The 17,856-nt window shown below is 31.1% G+C and carries 17 protein-coding genes; all 17 read right to left on the bottom strand.

Going from position 1 to position 17,856, the window contains the following annotated elements:
* Nucleotide 1 precedes the first annotated feature (1 nt).
* On the bottom strand, nucleotides 2-541 hold the full coding sequence (locus tag KWG70_RS03300; protein WP_230934573.1) for a putative colanic acid biosynthesis acetyltransferase: 540 nt from the start codon (nucleotides 539-541) through the stop codon (nucleotides 2-4).
* Between the two features lie 178 nt (nucleotides 542-719).
* Nucleotides 720-1,802 (bottom strand): glycosyltransferase, encoded by a 1,083-nt coding sequence (locus KWG70_RS03305; RefSeq protein WP_230934574.1) that lies wholly within the window; start codon nucleotides 1,800-1,802, stop codon nucleotides 720-722.
* Nucleotides 1,803-1,829: 27 nt separating this feature from the next.
* The gene (locus KWG70_RS03310) at nucleotides 1,830-2,564 is read right to left on the bottom strand and encodes an O-antigen ligase family protein (RefSeq protein ID WP_230934575.1); all 735 of its coding nucleotides are present in this window, start codon (nucleotides 2,562-2,564) and stop codon (nucleotides 1,830-1,832) included.
* Between the two features lie 505 nt (nucleotides 2,565-3,069).
* Nucleotides 3,070-4,389, bottom strand: coding sequence for a hypothetical protein (locus tag KWG70_RS03315; RefSeq protein ID WP_230934576.1), 1,320 nt, complete (start codon nucleotides 4,387-4,389; stop codon nucleotides 3,070-3,072).
* Between the two features lie 107 nt (nucleotides 4,390-4,496).
* On the bottom strand, nucleotides 4,497-5,753 hold the full coding sequence (locus tag KWG70_RS03320) for an oligosaccharide flippase family protein (protein ID WP_230934577.1): 1,257 nt from the start codon (nucleotides 5,751-5,753) through the stop codon (nucleotides 4,497-4,499).
* Complete coding sequence (locus KWG70_RS03325; protein ID WP_230934578.1) at nucleotides 5,754-6,947, bottom strand: CDP-glycerol glycerophosphotransferase family protein; 1,194 nt, start codon at nucleotides 6,945-6,947, stop codon at nucleotides 5,754-5,756. It lies immediately after the preceding gene.
* A gap of 17 nt (nucleotides 6,948-6,964) precedes the next feature.
* The gene (locus KWG70_RS03330; protein ID WP_230934579.1) at nucleotides 6,965-7,405 is read right to left on the bottom strand and encodes an adenylyltransferase/cytidyltransferase family protein; all 441 of its coding nucleotides are present in this window, start codon (nucleotides 7,403-7,405) and stop codon (nucleotides 6,965-6,967) included.
* A 16-nt stretch (nucleotides 7,406-7,421) separates the two neighbouring features.
* The gene (gene asnB, locus KWG70_RS03335) at nucleotides 7,422-9,236 is read right to left on the bottom strand and encodes an asparagine synthase (glutamine-hydrolyzing) (protein WP_230934580.1); all 1,815 of its coding nucleotides are present in this window, start codon (nucleotides 9,234-9,236) and stop codon (nucleotides 7,422-7,424) included.
* Between the two features lie 84 nt (nucleotides 9,237-9,320).
* Nucleotides 9,321-10,229, bottom strand: coding sequence for a DUF4296 domain-containing protein (locus KWG70_RS03340; protein ID WP_230934581.1), 909 nt, complete (start codon nucleotides 10,227-10,229; stop codon nucleotides 9,321-9,323).
* 24 nt (nucleotides 10,230-10,253) lie between these two features.
* Nucleotides 10,254-11,507: a sulfate adenylyltransferase subunit 1 gene (locus tag KWG70_RS03345; RefSeq protein WP_230934582.1), complete on the bottom strand. Its 1,254-nt coding sequence runs from the start codon at nucleotides 11,505-11,507 to the stop codon at nucleotides 10,254-10,256.
* Nucleotides 11,508-11,520: 13 nt separating this feature from the next.
* The gene (cysD, locus tag KWG70_RS03350; RefSeq protein WP_230934583.1) at nucleotides 11,521-12,426 is read right to left on the bottom strand and encodes a sulfate adenylyltransferase subunit CysD; all 906 of its coding nucleotides are present in this window, start codon (nucleotides 12,424-12,426) and stop codon (nucleotides 11,521-11,523) included.
* Nucleotides 12,419-13,021: an adenylyl-sulfate kinase gene (gene cysC, locus KWG70_RS03355; protein ID WP_230934584.1), complete on the bottom strand. Its 603-nt coding sequence runs from the start codon at nucleotides 13,019-13,021 to the stop codon at nucleotides 12,419-12,421. The genes cysD and cysC overlap by 8 nt, the downstream gene beginning before the upstream one ends.
* A 4-nt stretch (nucleotides 13,022-13,025) precedes the next feature.
* Nucleotides 13,026-13,460 (bottom strand): DUF2061 domain-containing protein, encoded by a 435-nt coding sequence (locus KWG70_RS03360; RefSeq protein ID WP_230934585.1) that lies wholly within the window; start codon nucleotides 13,458-13,460, stop codon nucleotides 13,026-13,028.
* A complete protein-coding gene (gene cysQ, locus KWG70_RS03365) occupies nucleotides 13,460-14,269 on the bottom strand; it encodes a 3'(2'),5'-bisphosphate nucleotidase CysQ (RefSeq protein ID WP_230934586.1) in 810 nt (269 codons plus the stop codon). The genes KWG70_RS03360 and cysQ overlap by 1 nt, the downstream gene beginning before the upstream one ends.
* Nucleotides 14,247-15,293: a GDP-L-fucose synthase family protein gene (locus tag KWG70_RS03370; RefSeq protein ID WP_230934587.1), complete on the bottom strand. Its 1,047-nt coding sequence runs from the start codon at nucleotides 15,291-15,293 to the stop codon at nucleotides 14,247-14,249. Before KWG70_RS03370 ends, cysQ begins: the two co-directional genes overlap by 23 nt.
* A 48-nt stretch (nucleotides 15,294-15,341) precedes the next feature.
* Nucleotides 15,342-16,712, bottom strand: coding sequence for an SGNH/GDSL hydrolase family protein (locus KWG70_RS03375; RefSeq protein WP_230934588.1), 1,371 nt, complete (start codon nucleotides 16,710-16,712; stop codon nucleotides 15,342-15,344).
* Complete coding sequence (gene gmd / locus KWG70_RS03380; RefSeq protein ID WP_230934589.1) at nucleotides 16,713-17,831, bottom strand: GDP-mannose 4,6-dehydratase; 1,119 nt, start codon at nucleotides 17,829-17,831, stop codon at nucleotides 16,713-16,715.
* Between the last annotated feature and the right edge of the window lie 25 nt (nucleotides 17,832-17,856).

The following is a 17,856-nucleotide window of genomic DNA, read 5'->3' on the forward strand; positions in this document are numbered from 1 at the left end:
GCTATCGTTTCTTTAAAAATTTAGCAGGAGAGCCAACGAAGACAGAAAAACCATCTAAATTATCGATAACTGAACTTCTTGCTCCAACAACAGTGCCATCACCAATAGAAATTCCTGGTGCTACAAAAACATCTGTAGCTAGCCAACATTCATTTCCTATGCTAATCTTTTTAGCATATATCGGAAAATCTGTTTTGTTATAATCATGAGAGCCTGTACAAATATACCCTTTTTGAGATATGACTGTATTACTGCCAATTTCTATTTCTCCTAGAGAATACAAGACAACGTCATCACCAATCCAACTGTTATCTCCAATAGAGACCTTCCATGGATAAGTCATTTTTACACTTGGCCTAAGCAATACATTTTTACCAATTTTAGCTCCAAAAAGTTTAGCCAAAAAGCGTCGCCACCCATAAAAAAATTGAGGAGACCAGGCAAAAAGTGTTTTTTCCACAATCCACCAAAGTTGAACAACAATTTTTGATTTTCCTCTAAAGTCTTTTGGGACTTTAAATTTTTTTAGGTTTTGATACATCAATTATATGCTTTACTCTAATTGTAAGGAATTGTAGTTTCTTGTTCCAAATTTCAAGGTAACCTAGCAATAACTTATTCAACTTTAAAATAATCCCAAAGATAAAATTATCCTTTGTTTATCTGTATACAAAATAGAAAAACTCGCGTTTTATTAAATCTAATAACAAATTAATGGCTTATTTTAACATACGCTTGTATAGTTTAAGCCAATCTTTAAATCGATATTGCCAAGAATACTCTTTTAAAACGAAATCATGCAGTTTAAGTCCGTTTTGATTTCTTTCTTCGAATGTCCAAGCAAGTACTGTTTTTAACGCATATTCTATCTCGTTTAAAATAGGGTTAACTAACAGCCCTCCGTTGTTAGACCATTCTTTTTTTAATCCCGTTTGGAATGTTGTAATAACTGGTGTTTTGAATATAGCTGCTTCTAGGTTGACCATTCCAACAACTTCAGAGTGTGAAGGTGCAACAAAAATAAAAGCATCTTTAAACAGTTTTACTTTCTCTTCGCCAGTAATTAAACCCAAAAACTCAACTTTGTTTTTTAGTCCAAGTGTATCGACTAGTTCGTCTAGCTCTTGTTTATAATCATTAAAAGTTCCTGCGATTTTTAACTTAAAATCTATAGGATTTAAATTTGCAAAAGCTTTAATTAAAAGGTCTATTCCTTTTTTAGGATCTAGCCTTCCAACATACAAAACATACTTTTCCTTATTATTGTAATAATCTTCAATGACAGTATTAGATTCTATTAGATTTGGAATCTCTACAATTGGTGTTTTAGGGAATAGTATTTTTATTTCTTTAGCTTCATTACTTGTAATAGCATGTAAAAAATCAGCCTTAGAAAACACAGATTTGACAACCAGATTAAAATATAATTTCTTTTTTAGTGTTCCTTGAAACCATAACCAAGGTTCATACATCCCATGACAAGTAATTAAAAAGGGGATGTTATGTTGTTTTGCAAATTTTGCAGCGGCATATTGTGGATACATCCAAACACCATGAATATGAATAAGATCGATTTCATTTTTTGCAAGCAAGTGCTTTAAAGTGCTTTTTAAGTTTTTTGAATATCGCCAAGGTGCTGTATCTCCATCAACTTTTATGATCTCATCTCCTTCTTCTTTTTGAGTGCTTAATATTTTAGAATTGACATTGTTGTTTAATAGTCTTGTATGTAGATCTAAAACGACAGTTCTAATACCCCCACTTTGGAATGAAAAATCTTCTAATACGTGTATAACGTTCATTATAAAAATTTGATAAAATAATTGGCACTATTGCTCTTCAGTTATTTTGTCTGTTTCCGTTTCTGAATTGAACAAAAATAAATTAATAAAAAACGAAAAGAAAATAACACCATCTTCACGCTCTAGGATGTTTTCAGAAAGCATATTTAAACCAAAGTACAATAATAGAAAAAACAATAAGTGATTACTATTTTTATTCGAAAATTTAAAGAGATAATAAAAATAAAACAAGAAGACTATTAGCCCAATGATACCTGTAGATAAAAGAACACTTAAAAATTGATTATGGGTATTATAGTTTTTTAATAACAAGTTAGGGTTTTCTTCCTGATAGCAATCATCTAAAACACCTTTTACATCTCCCCAGCCATAGCCTATAATTGGAGATTTAACTGCTTGTTTAAAAGCGCAATTATAAATACTAAGTCGTAAAGCTGTAGACGAGTTAGGGTTTGTTTTTAATCCTTCAATATCTATTAGTTCTTTAAATCTATTTATATTATTAAACTTAGGAATAAATAACATTGCTAAAATAAAGACAGCGGTTAAGGTCGACACGTATACTACTGCTTTCGTTTTAACTTTACTTCTAATAAGATAGATCGCCCCAACGATACCTATTGCTATTACTGGGCCTCTTTTATTTAATACGGCTAGAAAAACAAAAAATAGTACAAGTAAAAGTAAATGACAGAAAATCTTAGTCTTTTTTGTTTTGGAAATCATCTCTATCAAAAAGAGGATTCCTACTCCAATGTGCATTGATAGGTAAATAGAGTGTATTTCGTAACCAATAATTCTTAGGTCAACTAAAGTATGGTAGTGAATAATAGTACCCTTAAATGTAAAGTATGGTTCGGTTAAAAAATAGTACGTAAAGGTTGAAGTTAAGAAAAACGCTAATGTGATAATAAACACCCACTTTAGGGTATTTATGACCCTTTTATCTAACTTTTCTTTACAGTTATATAATAGCATAAATACCAAAGGGTATGCCAAAAGAGATAAGCTCGTCTCTAATTTTCTAAAGGCGTAACTAGTGTTTTCTGAATATGAAATACTTATTAATAAAACGAGAAAGAAACTGGTCGCTATTTTGAATAACTTAAGATTGAGACTTTTGTCTGATTTATTAATTATAAAATAAAATATCGCACTCAGTAAAAGTCCAATAACAGGAATCCCTTTGAGTTTATCGGGCACTAAAAGGATTGCACTATTAATTATTAAAAAAAAAATTAATAATGAGTTTGCTAATTTGGATTTACTATTCGGCATTTTGCGATTGTTTTTTTAATGCGGCTCTAAATAGAATAAAATAGAGTTTTGGTATTACTAAAATAACGAAAAAGCTAGCTGAAAGAAAAGCAAAACCACTTGTAAAATCTCCTCTTAAGAAAAATAGCATGTGCATTGATGCATAAAATCCTGCGGCTATTTTAAGCGGGTCAAATCCATTTAACCAAATGACCATTATATATAAAAAATAAGCTAAAGCTATGGCAAATATGACAACACCTAATAGTCCAAAATTAATATATCCTTCTGAAACATATGGATTAGACAGATTGGTAAAGCTTCTTTCGTCACCATATTCTTTTTTCAAATATTCACCCACAAACTCACCAGATGATATAGGCTTATTCGTCCATATTTTTCTGGGGACAAAGAAAAAGACACCTCCAGATAATTGTTCTCCATAAGACAAACGGTCTCCCTCAACATATTCTATTGTGGCAGCAAAATTTATAAAGGCATCATAGTTTAAAGTTGTAAAGGTGTTAGAAATACCATGATTTCTTAGTTGGTAAAATAATAGCTCAGGTTTGTTTTTTAACTGTTCTAACGAATACCCTGAATGTGTTATGAGTGAAATGGTTGGAAAAACTATAACCATAGCAAAGAACAGAAAGAGTAACGACTTAAAGTTTGTATTAAGCAATTTTGGCATTACAAAAAAGATAATGGTCAAATATATAGGTCCTAACGCATTTCGTTTTTCGGTTAGTGGGTTTTTTATGGCCAATAATAAAACAAGAAATAATACTGATAAAATGATTATTAAGTAATAATTGTTGCTTTTCTTTTTAGTTTTTCTGATATAGTAAACACTCAAGAGAAAAGGAGGAAATGGAATCATTAAAAGAATTTTCTCTTTAAGTAAAAGTGCAGATTTTGATATCTCTTTATTGACCTTGTAGTTATGTTCAATATACTCTGTAGTAATATAATCGTAATTAAGTGCAAAAATGATTAAGCAAACGCCAAACAAAACTATAAGATGCACCGGTAAGTATTTATCTTTTTTATAAGGTTTCAAAACAACTTTTCTCGAAATAAAATAACGATAAGAGACAAAGAAAACAATATTGAAAATAAGTATAAAAACACTGGTTTTTATCATTAAGTGATCCTTGTAAATAAGTTTAGTAGGCATTCTTAAATCGTTTGTCACAAAAACCTCATGTATTTGAAGCATAGGCGCTATAATAAAAAACAAGAAGTTAAAAACAATATAAGCAGCTAATATTGGAGAATATCTTCTGTCTTTAAAAAGATACATGACAGACATAATAAATATCGCCATGAAATTAAGTGAAAAAAGCACTTTGAGTATTATAGGAACTTGCGTAAAAATGAGCAAAGGCATAAAAATGACAAAGTAGAGTAATAAAAAAAAGACCTTTCCTCTCATTATACAGATGTTTTTTGAAACAGAACTTTTCTTTTAATTGAATAAAAAGCTCTTATACATACAAGAACGAAATCTGAAAAGACCCTTAAATAAATTAAGTTCCAAAATGTGATTTCATCAACTAAATATAAAAATAATACGATGACTATATAGACAACCGATGAAATTAATAATGAAAAATTATATTCTTTAAAAAACCCAAAAGCAACTAAGCCACAACTACCTAGTATAAATGTGACAGATATAATAGGTGTTAGAAGGCTTAAAAAATTCAACGTATCTGTATAAACTAACAGTTCTTCGCCTCCAAAAAGGAGCACTAATTGAGATGAGAATAAATTAATTGCTATCATAAAAATTAACCCAATCCCAAAACTAAAAAAGACAAGTTTTGTTAATAGTTTTTTATCCATCGTTCTAGATATGGTAGGAAAAACTGCCTGTTGCAGCATTTCAAAAGGAATGACGGTTAACATCACTATTTTTGATGCAATATCAAAACCTGTTACATCATCCATAGAAGCATAAACACCAATTAGAAAAATAGTACCAAAATTAAATACCAGTAATAAAAACCGTCCAAAAAAGAACATTACTGCAGCATTAAAATACTTTAAGATGGTTTTGACCTTTACCAAGTAAAAACTAATGTCATAATATTTCTTAATGGTATAAACCCCTAAAACACCCATAATAACATTAGAAATAACAATTAAACCTACATAAAGAAAAATATCATCAGGGCTGTTTACAAATAGAAATGTAGTTACTACAATAAACAATCTCGAAATAAAAACGATTATAGTTGCTAGTTTTAATTTTTCTATGCCTTGGAAAAACCAAATTGGAAATAACACTTCACCAATTCCCATAATTAGCATAAGATATAATAGATCTAGGCTTTGAGCAATTGGATCAAATATTGCCGTTATTAAAAGCAATAAAAATGAGGATAGAAAAAGAACAGATTTAATTATGTATATTGAAGATACAACTTCATTTATAATCGATTTATCATCTCTATGATCTACAATATATTTTGCTGCATAGACATTAAACCCAAAATTTATATACATCAAAAAGAATTGGATTATAGAATCAGACCATGTTAAAACACCATAAAGTTCTGTGCCTAAAACTCTAACTAAGTATGCTACTAAAATAAATTTAAACCCAATATTAAAAACTTTCAATACACTCAAGTATGAAAAGTTTTCTATTATTATTCGGTAATCTTTATTTTTTAAAAAATTCATCTAGTTATTCTTCGACGTTAGATTTTCTCCTTCTATTAGCTTCTCTAACAAAGCTTTTGAAAAATTATTATTGTATTCATGAAAGTTATTTTTAACAGCCTTTCTTTTATCGGCATAATCATCTTGACCAGACTCTATTGTATTAGTTAAAAATACTTCTAATTTGTCTAAAGTCGTTATTATTTCACCAGGCATATGTTTTATTGGGTCAGGAAATAAGAAGCCTCTAGAGTTTTTAAATGCTTCGTAATCTGAAAACACAAATCCAATAGGTCTATCTAGAAGCAAAAAATCAATATAAATTGAAGAAAAATCGGTTAATAGAATATCAACTGAATTAAATGTAGAGTACATGTTGATTGCCTTATCCTCAAAAGAAGAGTTGTCTATAAAACGAATATTAGAATAGGTTTTAAACGCATCAATTGTTCTATAATCCATTGGATGCAGTTTAACGTAACATATTGAGTTGTTCTTTTCTAATAATCCATTAATTTTACTCAAACTTGATTCGTTAAAGAAATCATTTTCACCATCTATTTCACCATCTACCCTTAAATCTCCAACCACAGATTTTCTAAACGTTGGCATCCATAATATGGTTTTATTATACTGCTTTGTATCGTTGAATAATTCGTGGATTGAAAATTTATTTTCAAATAAAAAATCATTTCGTGTCTGACCTGCAATTAATATTTCATCTTGCGTAACACCAAAGGCTTTTGCTAATATTTTTTGATAAAATGGTGATGTTGCTAAATGGACATTTGAAAGCTGTACATTTTTACTATTTGGATCATCTAAATAACCAATGGTTTTGATAGGCATACCATGCCATAGGTTAATTTTTTTTTGACAAGGAATTAATCCCAAAAAATTATATAACCCATGAGTATGAAAAATAATACTGGCAGTAAAATAATGAAAGAAGCCTGTAATAGACTTCTTTTTCACAATAATTAAGTTATTTGTTTTTGTATAGTTAGCAGTGAGTTTTAAAAACTTTTCTTTTGAAGCATAGTTATCTACTAACCATACATTTTTATACGTTTTAAAATGCTCTGCTACATATATGAAAGTCGCAAAACTATTATCAGAAAAATCAGGAAAACTATGGTATACTATTTTTTGCTCTTTCTTTGAAAATATTTGGCATAAAAATATTATGCTTTTAACAAGTACTTTTTTTAACATGTTTGATTTTCAAAAAGTTATGATTCTCTGAGTTTAGATAATGTTTCATTGATTAATGTAGATGATGTCCCTTCGGTATATGGGAAATAGATGATTTTAACACCAACTTCTTTAAATTTCGTGTCAAGTTCTTTCCATTTTTCACTTTCAAACCAGTCATCTCCCACAAACATGACATCAAACTTTAAACGTTCCCACATTTTAAATTTGTCCATATCGTTTTGAGGAACAACAGCATCAACATGTTTTATGTTTCTCACTATTTCCATTCGTTCAGAATGTCTAATAACCGCTTTTTTGTTTTTATAAGCAACGAGCTCATCAGAAGTAACACCTACTATAAGTTTATCACATAAGCCTTTTGCATTTTTAATTAAATTTAAATGTCCAATATGGAATAAGTCATACACTCCTGAAGTGTAACCAATTGTTGTTTTTTCATCTCCTCTTTTATACATACTCTATAAAATTATATTACCACCTCCAATTTTTGTTAAAATAATTCTTTTTGAACAATTCTATATTAATAAACATCCATAAAATTTGTCCAGCTCTAGTTTCTGTTTTACTTTTTTCTATCAACTCTTGAACAACACCTTCTTTTAACCAGTTGGCTTTAGGTAAAAGTTCTTCTGCTAACGACTCTAGATTTTCAAACCACTCTGTAAGTGGAACAGGAAACCCAACTTTTTTTCGTTCTATAATCTCTTTAGGAAGATACTTATACGATAATTTTCTCAATAAATATTTTGGAGTATCTAATACTTCGCTATAGTCATTAGAACTCATTTTTGATGCTCGTTCTTTAGCTGTTTCATCATTCCAGCGAAGCTTTAATTCATAAGGCACTTGACGATATGAATACTCTATTAGGTTATGGTCTAAAAATGGAACACGAGCCTCAACAGATGTTTGCATCGTTGTCATGTCAACCCTTTGCAATAGACCTTTTACATGGTATTTATGAAAAAACTTAAATACATTTTCTTCATTAGGTCTATCTTTAAATTCATTTTTAATTTCTTCGTCAAACTGTGACCTATAATTCTTTGGTGTATTAATTAATTCGTCACGCATTGATCGAGGAACATAATCGTATTTAGATATAAAGTAATCGTAAAAAGATGCTTTACTATCTTCATTTTTATAATCAAAAGGCGCTCTAAATATACGTCCATATCCGCCCATTAATTCATCAGCTCCCTCACCAGACAATACGACGGTTATTTTTTCTTTCAACTTACTAGACATTACTGCCAACGGAATTTCATTTGGAACACCTAGAGGTGCGTCTTTAAAATTTATAAGTCGTTCCCAGTTATCAATGTAGTCTTTTTTTGTCATCAATATTTCATGATGATCTGTGTTGTATTGATTCGCAATGACTTTAGAATACTCAAATTCATTTAGTTCTTCAAAACCAATGGTATAGGTATTCACTTTTTCATTTTTATTTAAAGCCGTTATTGCTGTAATAAGGCTTGAGTCTACACCACCACTTAAATAGGTTCCTAATGGAACATCAGCAATAAGCCTATATTTAATAGCTTTGTTTAGTTCTTCATCTAAACCTTCTAAAACCTCATCTTCATTATATGTTGTTGACATATTGAATTCTGAAGGAATATTCCAATACTCAAATTCCTTTTTAGTGAGTTTTTCATCAATGGTCACATAGGTGCCTGGAGGTACCTGAAATATGTTTTCAAAAAACGTATAGGGAGACCTAATGTATCGATTGGCTAAATACTCATCTACTGCTTCTTCATTAAATTTAGCATCCACTAAACCACTTGAGAGTATCCCTTTAATTTCAGAAGAAAAGACAAAATTACCATTAGAACTATGGACATAAAGTGGTTTAATCCCTAATCGATCTCGAACTAAATAGAGTATTTTGGTTTTTGAATTATACAATGCTATTACAAACATTCCATTAGCCTGAGTTAAGAACCAATCCATTCCTTTTTCTTCAACAGCAGCAATTATAACTTCTGAGTCAGAAGTTGTCTTAAAATCATAGTTAAGATTCGTCTTAATTTCTGCAAAATTGTAGATCTCACCATTAAAAGCTAAATGCCAATCATTACTATTTGAATGCATTGGCTGATTAGAGATTTCTCGAGTGTCAATAATACTTAATCTTCTATGCCCTATAACAAAATTATTATCTTTATAATAGCCATCTGAATCAGGTCCTCTATGTTGAATAGAAGAATTCATTTTTTGAATCCTTTTTTCCAAATCTGGAATAGTATTTATAGAATAAACTCCTGTAATTCCGCACATAATTTATATCTCTTGAGACTTTTTTAGTTTGTTTTTTAAAAAATAATTACAATTGTAATTATCTAATTCTTTATACCTTTTAAATTAATTCACTTGTACTTTAGGTAGGGTTAAATACACTGTAGAAAACATGTCAGATTTTCCTTCCCATGCACCAATTGATTTATCAATATCTGTCGGTCCAAAAATAATTCTCACTTTATCTATATTCGCTTTTGCCTTTATTTTGCATTGATACCAATCCTTATTTATCAATTTAATTGAGGCGTCTTCATTTTCAAAATAACCTGTAGATTTAACTCCTTTTAGCGTATTGTTATTTAAATCAAATACAGCATCCACTCTATTTGGATACACTCCAGAAATTCTTAATCCCAATGCACTTTTATTTTTAGGTTTTTTTACAAAAACCGTAACCTCTACTAAGCTATTAGGCACAATATCAATACTTCCCATTTCTGCATATGCAGAGCTAATTGTTGTTGTTCTAGAAACTTTAAGTACATCACTCTCCCTAAAATCTGTATCTGTACTCTCAAAACTTAATCTTACATTACTTACTCTATAACCATCTGTTAAATTACTTATATCGTCATTAGTAAGTAAGTGTCTTAGCCTGTTTTTAGGAATTTCTTTCCTTTTAATGTCCCTGCTTTCACCTTCAATGTCTATTTGTTCTTTTTGGGTATTAATACGTTCTTCTACCCTAATATAGATATTGTCATATGTTTCGATATCACTTGCATAGTAATTAAGACTAGATATGAATTGTAAACTATCTATATTATGCTTTGAATAAATAAAGTTTTCAGGTAATATTCCATTATTTTCGAGAAGTTTTTTATTAACTCCTTTCGCTGCAGTTAAAATTGATACATCATAGATAATATCAACCATTTTCTCTTCCGAAATAAGGTTTTTAGGTTTAGATGGTCTGTTTGAGCAAGAAAAAATCAGTACTACTATAAAAACTACTATGATGGAATATTTCATTAGGTATTGGCTTATAATAGTTTATTAAACAACCATTCCGGCTGCCACTGTTTCGTTAGTTGTATCATCGATAAGAATAATACTTCCTGTAGTTCTGTTTTCTCGATAGGAATCAATCATCAATGGTTTGGTTGTTCTTATTTTTACTTTGGAAATATCATTCATTTTAAGGTCTTTATCCTCCGTATTTCTATCTAAAGTTTCAATATTTATTTTGTAAACAATATCTTTAATCATTGCCTTTTGCTCATTGCTCGTATGACGAATGCTGTATTTAGCTCTTGGTTTTGCTGGATCATTGTGCAGCCAGCAAAGCATAACTTCAATATCTTGGAGAGGCTCTGGTTTATTGTTAGACCTTACAATCATATCTCCTCTACTAATGTCAATATCATCTTCTAAGGTTATAGAGACAGACATCGGCGCATAAGCTTCTTTTAGACTTTCGTTTAACGTGTCGATGGTTTTTATTTTTGAAGTAAACCCTGACGGCATTATTGTTACCTCATCACCAACTCTAAAGATTCCACTTGAAACTCTACCTGCATACCCTCTATAATCTCTATGTGTTTCGTTTTGAGGCCTTAATACAGTTTGAACAGGAAATCGTGCATCTACTTTATTTATATCGCTACTAATATGCATGGTTTCTAGAGTATGTAAGAGAGGAGCTCCTTGGTACCAGTCCATGTTTTGCGATCTATTGACGACGTTGTCTCCATTTAATGCGCTTATAGGTATAAATCGAATATCTTTTACTAATAACTTAGATGAAAATTCTTCAAATTGATTGATTACTGTATTATAAGCCTCTTCAGAATAGTCTACTAAATCCATCTTGTTTACACAAACAATAATATGTGGGATTTGTAGTAATGATGCGATAAATGAGTGACGTTTCGTTTGTTCGATAACACCATGTCTTGCATCAACAAGTATAATTGCTGCATTTGCTGTAGATGCTCCAGTTACCATGTTTCTGGTATATTGGATATGTCCAGGTGTGTCGGCAATTATAAATTTTCGTTTTGGGGTAGTAAAATACCTGTAAGCGACATCGATAGTAATTCCTTGATCTCTTTCGTCTCTTAAACCATCTGTAAATAATGCTAAGTCAACACCTTTGTGACCTTTCTTTTTGCTTGTGTTCTCAATAGCTTGTAATTGATCTTCAAATATAGATTTTGAATCATAGAGTAAGCGCCCAATAAGTGTGCTCTTTCCATCATCTACACTTCCGGCAGTTGTAAACCGTAATAATTGATTATTATCTAACATTCATTTAATTTCTTTAAAAGTATCCTTGACGCTTTCGGTCTTCCATGGCAGATTCTGAACGTTTGTCATCACTCCTGTTTCCTCTTTCTGTTTGCCTCATTCCTGACACCTCATCTGCTATTTTTTCGAGCGTGTCGGCTTCCGATTCTATTCCTCCTGTGATGGTAATGTCACCTAAAGTTCTAAACCTAACCTTTTTTGTTATAATTTCTTCATGGTCTTCTAGAATTAAAAATTCTGAATTAGGTATCCAGCTATCTTGTCTCCAAACCACTTCTCTTTCATGAGCAAAATATAATGACGGGATGGCAATATTTTCTCTTTTGATATAATTCCAAACATCCATTTCTGTCCAGTTACTTATTGGAAATGCTCTAAAATGCTCACCCTCAAAATGTTTTCCATTAAATATATTCCAAAGTTCTGGTCGTTGGTTTTTAGGATCCCATTGACCAAAATCATCTCTGTGTGAGAAAAAGCGTTCTTTTGCTCTTGCCTTTTCTTCATCACGTCGTCCTCCACCAATAGCGCAATCTATTTTATTAGATTCTATAGCATCAAGTAAGGTTGTAATTTGAAGTGCGTTTCTAGTGGCGTTTTTCCCTTTTTCTTCAGCAACTCTACCTTCATCAATAGACTCCTGTACAGAACCAACAATAAGTTCTACACCTAAATCTTTAATAATATCATCTCTAAACTTAATCGTTTCAGGAAAATTATGACCTGTATCGACGTGCATTAAAGGAAAAGGGATTTTTGCAGGATAAAATGCTTTCTTAGCTAAATGCGTCACTAAAATAGAATCTTTTCCTCCAGAAAATAATATAACTGGGTTATCAAACTGAGCCCATACTTCTCTTAAAACGAAAATAGCTTCGCTTTCTAATTCGTCTAAATAATTTAGGTAATACTTACTCATTGTTGAGTTCTAATTTCGGTATTATTAAGTCTATTATTTTTGCAACTGAAACGTCTATAGACTCGTGTTCTGTTTTTATTATTATGTCTGGATTTTGAGGCACTTCATAAGGTGCCGAAATCCCAGTCATATTCTTAATTTCTCCAGCTCTCGCTTTTTTATATAAACCCTTTACATCTCTACGTTCACATTCTTCAATACTCGTATTTATATAAACTTCCACAAAGTTAACATCTTTAACGATAGTTCTAATGTTCTGTCTGTCTTTTTTATAAGGTGATACAAAGGCTGCTAAAACCACTAATCCAGCATCTATCATTAAATTAGCAACTTCTGCAATACGTCTAATATTTTCTGTTCGGTCTTCAGGAGCAAATGATAGATCTTTATTGATCCCTCCTCTAATGTTATCACCATCAAGAGAATAGGTTTTTATTCCCTTTTCAAACAATGCTTTTTCAACAAGGTTGGCTATCGTAGATTTTCCTGAGCCTGAAAGCCCTGTAAACCAAATTAAAAAAGCATTATGCCCATTTAACTTTGTTCTATCTGCTTTTTGTAAATGATATGAGTGTGGAATAATATGTTTTTTCATTTATTTAAGCTTTTGGATTATTCCTATTCGTTAATCCATAGTTTAATTTATACCATAAACGCTCATGTAAGTAATATAGTGCCATTTTTGTAATTACTTCTGCAAATCCAATTTGTAATCCTATTAACGCATCTCCAGAAATAATCCAAGCTAATAAAACTGTGTCTAAGGTACCTATAAACCTCCATGTTACAGTTTTTGCTAAATGTCGTTTACGACTTTCAAGTATTTGACCATTTTTAGATAAATTAATTTTAAACCAAACGCGTTCATGTAAATAATACAGTAGCATTTTAGTTACGACCTCGGCAAATCCAATTTTTAATCCTGTTGTAGGGTTTCCTGAAATAAGCCAGGATAGTAAAACCGTATCTAAGGTACCTAAAATTCTCCAAGTTATGGTTTTAGCAATATGCCTTTTATGTGATTGATCTTTCATTACTTAGATACAATAAACCAAGGGTTCAATAGGTTTTCTTTATTATAAAGCAATGGTTTATTTGTTTCCTTTGATATGACCTCAACACCAACTGCTTGACATATGGCTTGACCAGCTGCTGTATCCCATTCCATTGTTGGCGCAAATCTTGGATACACATCTGCAGTACCCTCTGCAACTAAACAAAACTTAAGAGAACTCCCTTTTGAAACAATTTCTACATCATAGCCTTTTTCTTTAATATCATCTACATAATCTAAGGTATCCTGACTCATATGAGATCGACTTCCCACAACTTGAATTATTTGTGAAGGCTGTGTTTTTGGCTGAAGGTATTCTGCTTTTTCCAAAACAGTATGTATTGACGCTTCATGAGAATCTAATTGAACTTTATACGCTTTCTGTTGTATCACATCTCCAAAATAAAGTGTTTTAAAGGCGGGGACGTAAATAACACCTATAATTGGCTTTCCGTTTTCTACTAATGCTATGTTGACTGTAAACTCTCCATTGCGTTTTATAAACTCTTTGGTACCATCTACTGGGTCTACAACCCAACAGGTGTTCCAGTTTTTTCGAACTGAAAAATCTATTTGTTTATTCTCTTCGCTTATGATAGGAATTAATGTAGGTTCTAAAAACGAATTTATTATGTCGTTAGCTCTTTTATCGGCCTCTGTTAAAGGAGACTTATCGGCTTTAATTTCAACATCAAAAGCGGTGTCATACACTTGCATGATAACATGTCCGGCTTTTAGAGATGCTTTAATAGCTCTCTGTAAATTTTTATTTATTTCCGTACCAGTCATACATCTGTTGAATTCCGTCTTCTAATTCTATTTTATGTTTCCACCCCAAGCTGTTTAATTTTGAGACATCTGTCAATTTCCTTAAAGTACCATCAGGCTTTTCTGTATTAAAGATTAGGTTTCCTTCGTAACCTACGATCTTTTTTATAGTTTCAGCTAATTCTTTAATTGAAATATCTTTTCCTGTTCCTATATTGATATGTGTATTTCTAATTTCTTTTTCGCCTTCAGAAAAAGTATCTTTGAATTCCCTTTTTTCCATTATAAACACGCAAGCATCTGCCATGTCTTTAGACCACAAAAACTCACGTTTTGGTTTACCCGTTCCCCATATCTCGACAGTATTTTCTGAAACACCAAATGAAGACAAGTACGTTTTTGCTTCTTCAATAGTTGCCAGCCCAGTGTCTTTCAATATCTCATCATATGCCGATTTGCTTAATAGTTTTGAAAGGTGAATTTTCCTTATTAAGGCTGGAAGTACGTGGGATTTTTCTAAATCAAAATTGTCGTTTGGACCATACAAATTAGTAGGCATAACCGAAATAAAATTTGTCCCATACTGTAAGTTATAGCTTTCACACATTTTGATTCCTGCAATCTTTGCAATCGCATAAGGTTCATTTGTATATTCTAAAACATCTGTAAGAAGATAGTCTTCTTTCATTGGTTGTGGTGCATTTTTAGGGTAGATGCACGTGCTTCCTAAAAACAACAGCTTCTTAACTTTGTTGATGTAACTTTGATGAATCACATTATTTTGAATCATCATATTATCGTAGATAAAATCTGCTCTGTAAATATTATTGGCCACTATACCACCAACTTTAGCGGCTGCCAGGAATACATATTCTGGTTTTTCTGAGTTAAAAAAATGGGCGACATCGTTTTGGTTGGTAAGATCTAACTCTTTGTGCGTTCTTGTTATAAGGTTGGTATACCCTTTTTGTTGGAGGTTCTCTAATATAGCGCTACCTACTAAGCCTCGATGGCCAGCGATATAAATCTTAGAATTTTTATTCATTTTCAAAAGATGATTTTTAAATTTAAATCATTAGAAATAACCTATTAATTACTCTATAATATATGGTCTTGAAATCATAAGGTGTTTAAACTTCGGTTTACCTTCTATGACATTAATCTTTAGTTTGTGAGATGTAATGTCACAGTCAGATCTAAATAATGTATATTTCTCCTTATTTGGTTCAACTTTTATAGTGTCTTTTACAATTTGATTAACCTCAAATTTAATTTTAAAGTTTTCTGGAGTTTCGTTTTTAAGGATTTTTTCAATTCTAAAAATATTAAAATTACTTCCATCAATACAGATTCTATTTGACGTCGAAATAAACTTTCCTGAGTTAGTTCCTTCACCATCCAAGCCTGTTTTCTCTCCTTCTAATTTGAATTTAAATGTTTTGTTTACTCTATCAATTTCAAAAATTGTTATTGTCCATTCTTCTTCAATAGGAAATGTTTCTCCTAGGGTAATCTTACTTATCGCTGGCATCCAGCTTTTAAAACCTTTTGACGGTCTTTCTATATGATAAGAACCTCGAAGCTCCGACGGTTTTTTATCGTCAATAGTGATCGCTATATGAGTTTTGTTCTTTTGTGATTTATTATCTGAAACGAGTTCAATAAACGTGCCTGAATATTCTACTTCTATAGACTTTTTTATAGTATTTAATTGGATAATCTCTCTTAAGCTATCACGTCTGATATCATATGTAATAGAATCTGTTTTAATAAATTTTGATAGCACAATTTGTCTCAATAGCATATTCCCTCTATCATTTGGATGCACATTAGGGTCTACAGTATTTCCCATTAATTCATTTGGTGCTATGTTATTGTTGTCTAAATGTGTTTTCCATAACTCTCTTACATTTACAAAACCACAGCCATATTTTTTTGCAATGGCTTTTATTGCTTTTGAATCAAAGTCGTGAGATTTATTAATCGATTCTAATTTATCATTAGGAGTATTCCAAACATAATGATGATCTAATAATAATATATCTGAAGGGATTCGCTTTCTTAGGTCTTTTATAAAAGAATCATATAACCCATCCTTTATCCCACTATAAGCATGAAATATAATTAGGTCTGGGTTTTCTTGATAAACATCATGAATTACTGTATTGGTTAAATCGGGTATTGTAAATCCACCTATTGGTTTATGCTTAAAAGAAATGTTTGCAAAAGGAAAACGGGTTTTTAGAGAATCTACTAAAATACTTGTTTTCATTCCGCCTATAATAGATTGTCCATAAAATAAAATCTCTACGTTGTTTGGGTTTTCTTTTGTACTACTATTGAGAAGACTTAAAGTTCTATCAATATTAATATATTTTATCTTTCCCTCTTGAGTATATTTTATACAGCAAAAAGAAGTTAAGATAACTATAGTAAGTAAAAAAAGCGTTTTGAGATTTTTCATTTACTCAAAGTAATTTTTAATTCTATAACCTCCGTCTTTGAGGTATTGTTGTTTTTGCATTAATTTAATATCGCTAGACATCATATCTTCTACTAAAGCTGGTAGATCATATTTAGGAACCCAACCTAGTTTTTCTCTGGCTTTTGTTGCATCACCCACAAGTAAATCTACTTCGGTTGGTCTATAATATTTTTCGTCAACTGCTATAACTTCCTTACCAATTTCTACCTGATAGTCTGGATTATTACAAGATTTGATATAGCCTTTTTCATTTGAACCCTCACCTTTAAATTCTAGTTCAATTCCAACATGATCAAAACTCATTCTAACAAAATCTCTTACAGATGTCGTTTTACCTGTAGCGATGACCCAATCTTCTGGTGTATCGGCCTGTAAAATCATCCACATCATTCGAATATAATCCTTTGCATGTCCCCAGTCTCTTTGGGCATCTAGATTACCTAGGTAAATTTTATCTTGTAAACCTAAAGCTATTCTAGATGTTGCTCTAGTTATTTTTCTAGTAACAAAAGTTTCTCCTCTAATTGGCGATTCGTGATTAAATAAAATACCGTTGCAGGCATAAATACCATAAGCTTCTCTATAGTTAACTGTAATCCAATACGCATACATTTTTGCGACTGCATAAGGACTTCTTGGGTAAAACGGAGTCGTTTCAGTTTGAGGTACTTCTTGAACTTTACCATATAATTCTGATGTAGAAGCTTGATAGATTCTTGTCGATTTTTCTAAGCCGAGTATTCTAATTGCTTCTAATAATCTAAGTGTCCCTAGACCATCAGCATTTGCTGTATATTCAGGTGTTTCGAAAGACACATGAACATGGCTCATTGCTGCTAAGTTGTATATCTCATCTGGTTTTACATCTTGAATGATTCTAATGAGGTTTGTACTATCGGTTAAATCACCATAGTGTAAGATGAAATTTTGATCTTCTTCATGAGGATCTTGATATAAATGATCAATTCTAGCTGTATTGAATAAAGATGATCTTCTTTTAACACCATGAACGATATATCCTTTCTTTAATAGGAACTCACTTAAATAAGCTCCATCTTGACCTGTTACGCCTGTAATTAATGCTATTTTTTTCTGCATTTCTTCTATTTAAAACATTAAATTA

This window comes from Psychroserpens luteolus (assembly GCF_021032705.1).
In the GTDB taxonomy this organism is placed as follows: domain Bacteria; phylum Bacteroidota; class Bacteroidia; order Flavobacteriales; family Flavobacteriaceae; genus Psychroserpens; species Psychroserpens luteolus.

What these genes read in the sequence shown, in the direction of transcription:
- KWG70_RS03370 (WP_230934587.1), bottom strand. Translation starts at nt 15,293, where the DNA reads ATGAATAAAAATTCTAAGATTTATATCGCTGGCCATCGAGGCTTAGTA.
- KWG70_RS03305 (WP_230934574.1), bottom strand. Translation starts at nt 1,802, where the DNA reads ATGAACGTTATACACGTATTAGAAGATTTTTCATTCCAAAGTGGGGGT.
- KWG70_RS03320 (WP_230934577.1), bottom strand. Translation starts at nt 5,753, where the DNA reads ATGAATTTTTTAAAAAATAAAGATTACCGAATAATAATAGAAAACTTT.
- cysQ (WP_230934586.1), bottom strand. Translation starts at nt 14,269, where the DNA reads ATGACTGGTACGGAAATAAATAAAAATTTACAGAGAGCTATTAAAGCA.
- KWG70_RS03325 (WP_230934578.1), bottom strand. Translation starts at nt 6,947, where the DNA reads ATGTTAAAAAAAGTACTTGTTAAAAGCATAATATTTTTATGCCAAATA.
- KWG70_RS03360 (WP_230934585.1), bottom strand. Translation starts at nt 13,460, where the DNA reads ATGAAAGATCAATCACATAAAAGGCATATTGCTAAAACCATAACTTGG.
- cysD (WP_230934583.1), bottom strand. Translation starts at nt 12,426, where the DNA reads ATGAGTAAGTATTACCTAAATTATTTAGACGAATTAGAAAGCGAAGCT.
- KWG70_RS03340 (WP_230934581.1), bottom strand. Translation starts at nt 10,229, where the DNA reads ATGAAATATTCCATCATAGTAGTTTTTATAGTAGTACTGATTTTTTCT.
- gmd (WP_230934589.1), bottom strand. Translation starts at nt 17,831, where the DNA reads ATGCAGAAAAAAATAGCATTAATTACAGGCGTAACAGGTCAAGATGGA.
- KWG70_RS03345 (WP_230934582.1), bottom strand. Translation starts at nt 11,507, where the DNA reads ATGTTAGATAATAATCAATTATTACGGTTTACAACTGCCGGAAGTGTA.
- KWG70_RS03300 (WP_230934573.1), bottom strand. Translation starts at nt 541, where the DNA reads ATGTATCAAAACCTAAAAAAATTTAAAGTCCCAAAAGACTTTAGAGGA.
- KWG70_RS03330 (WP_230934579.1), bottom strand. Translation starts at nt 7,405, where the DNA reads ATGTATAAAAGAGGAGATGAAAAAACAACAATTGGTTACACTTCAGGA.
- KWG70_RS03310 (WP_230934575.1), bottom strand. Translation starts at nt 2,564, where the DNA reads ATGCACATTGGAGTAGGAATCCTCTTTTTGATAGAGATGATTTCCAAA.
- KWG70_RS03375 (WP_230934588.1), bottom strand. Translation starts at nt 16,712, where the DNA reads ATGAAAAATCTCAAAACGCTTTTTTTACTTACTATAGTTATCTTAACT.
- KWG70_RS03315 (WP_230934576.1), bottom strand. Translation starts at nt 4,389, where the DNA reads ATGGCGATATTTATTATGTCTGTCATGTATCTTTTTAAAGACAGAAGA.
- asnB (WP_230934580.1), bottom strand. Translation starts at nt 9,236, where the DNA reads ATGTGCGGAATTACAGGAGTTTATTCTATAAATACTATTCCAGATTTG.
- cysC (WP_230934584.1), bottom strand. Translation starts at nt 13,021, where the DNA reads ATGAAAAAACATATTATTCCACACTCATATCATTTACAAAAAGCAGAT.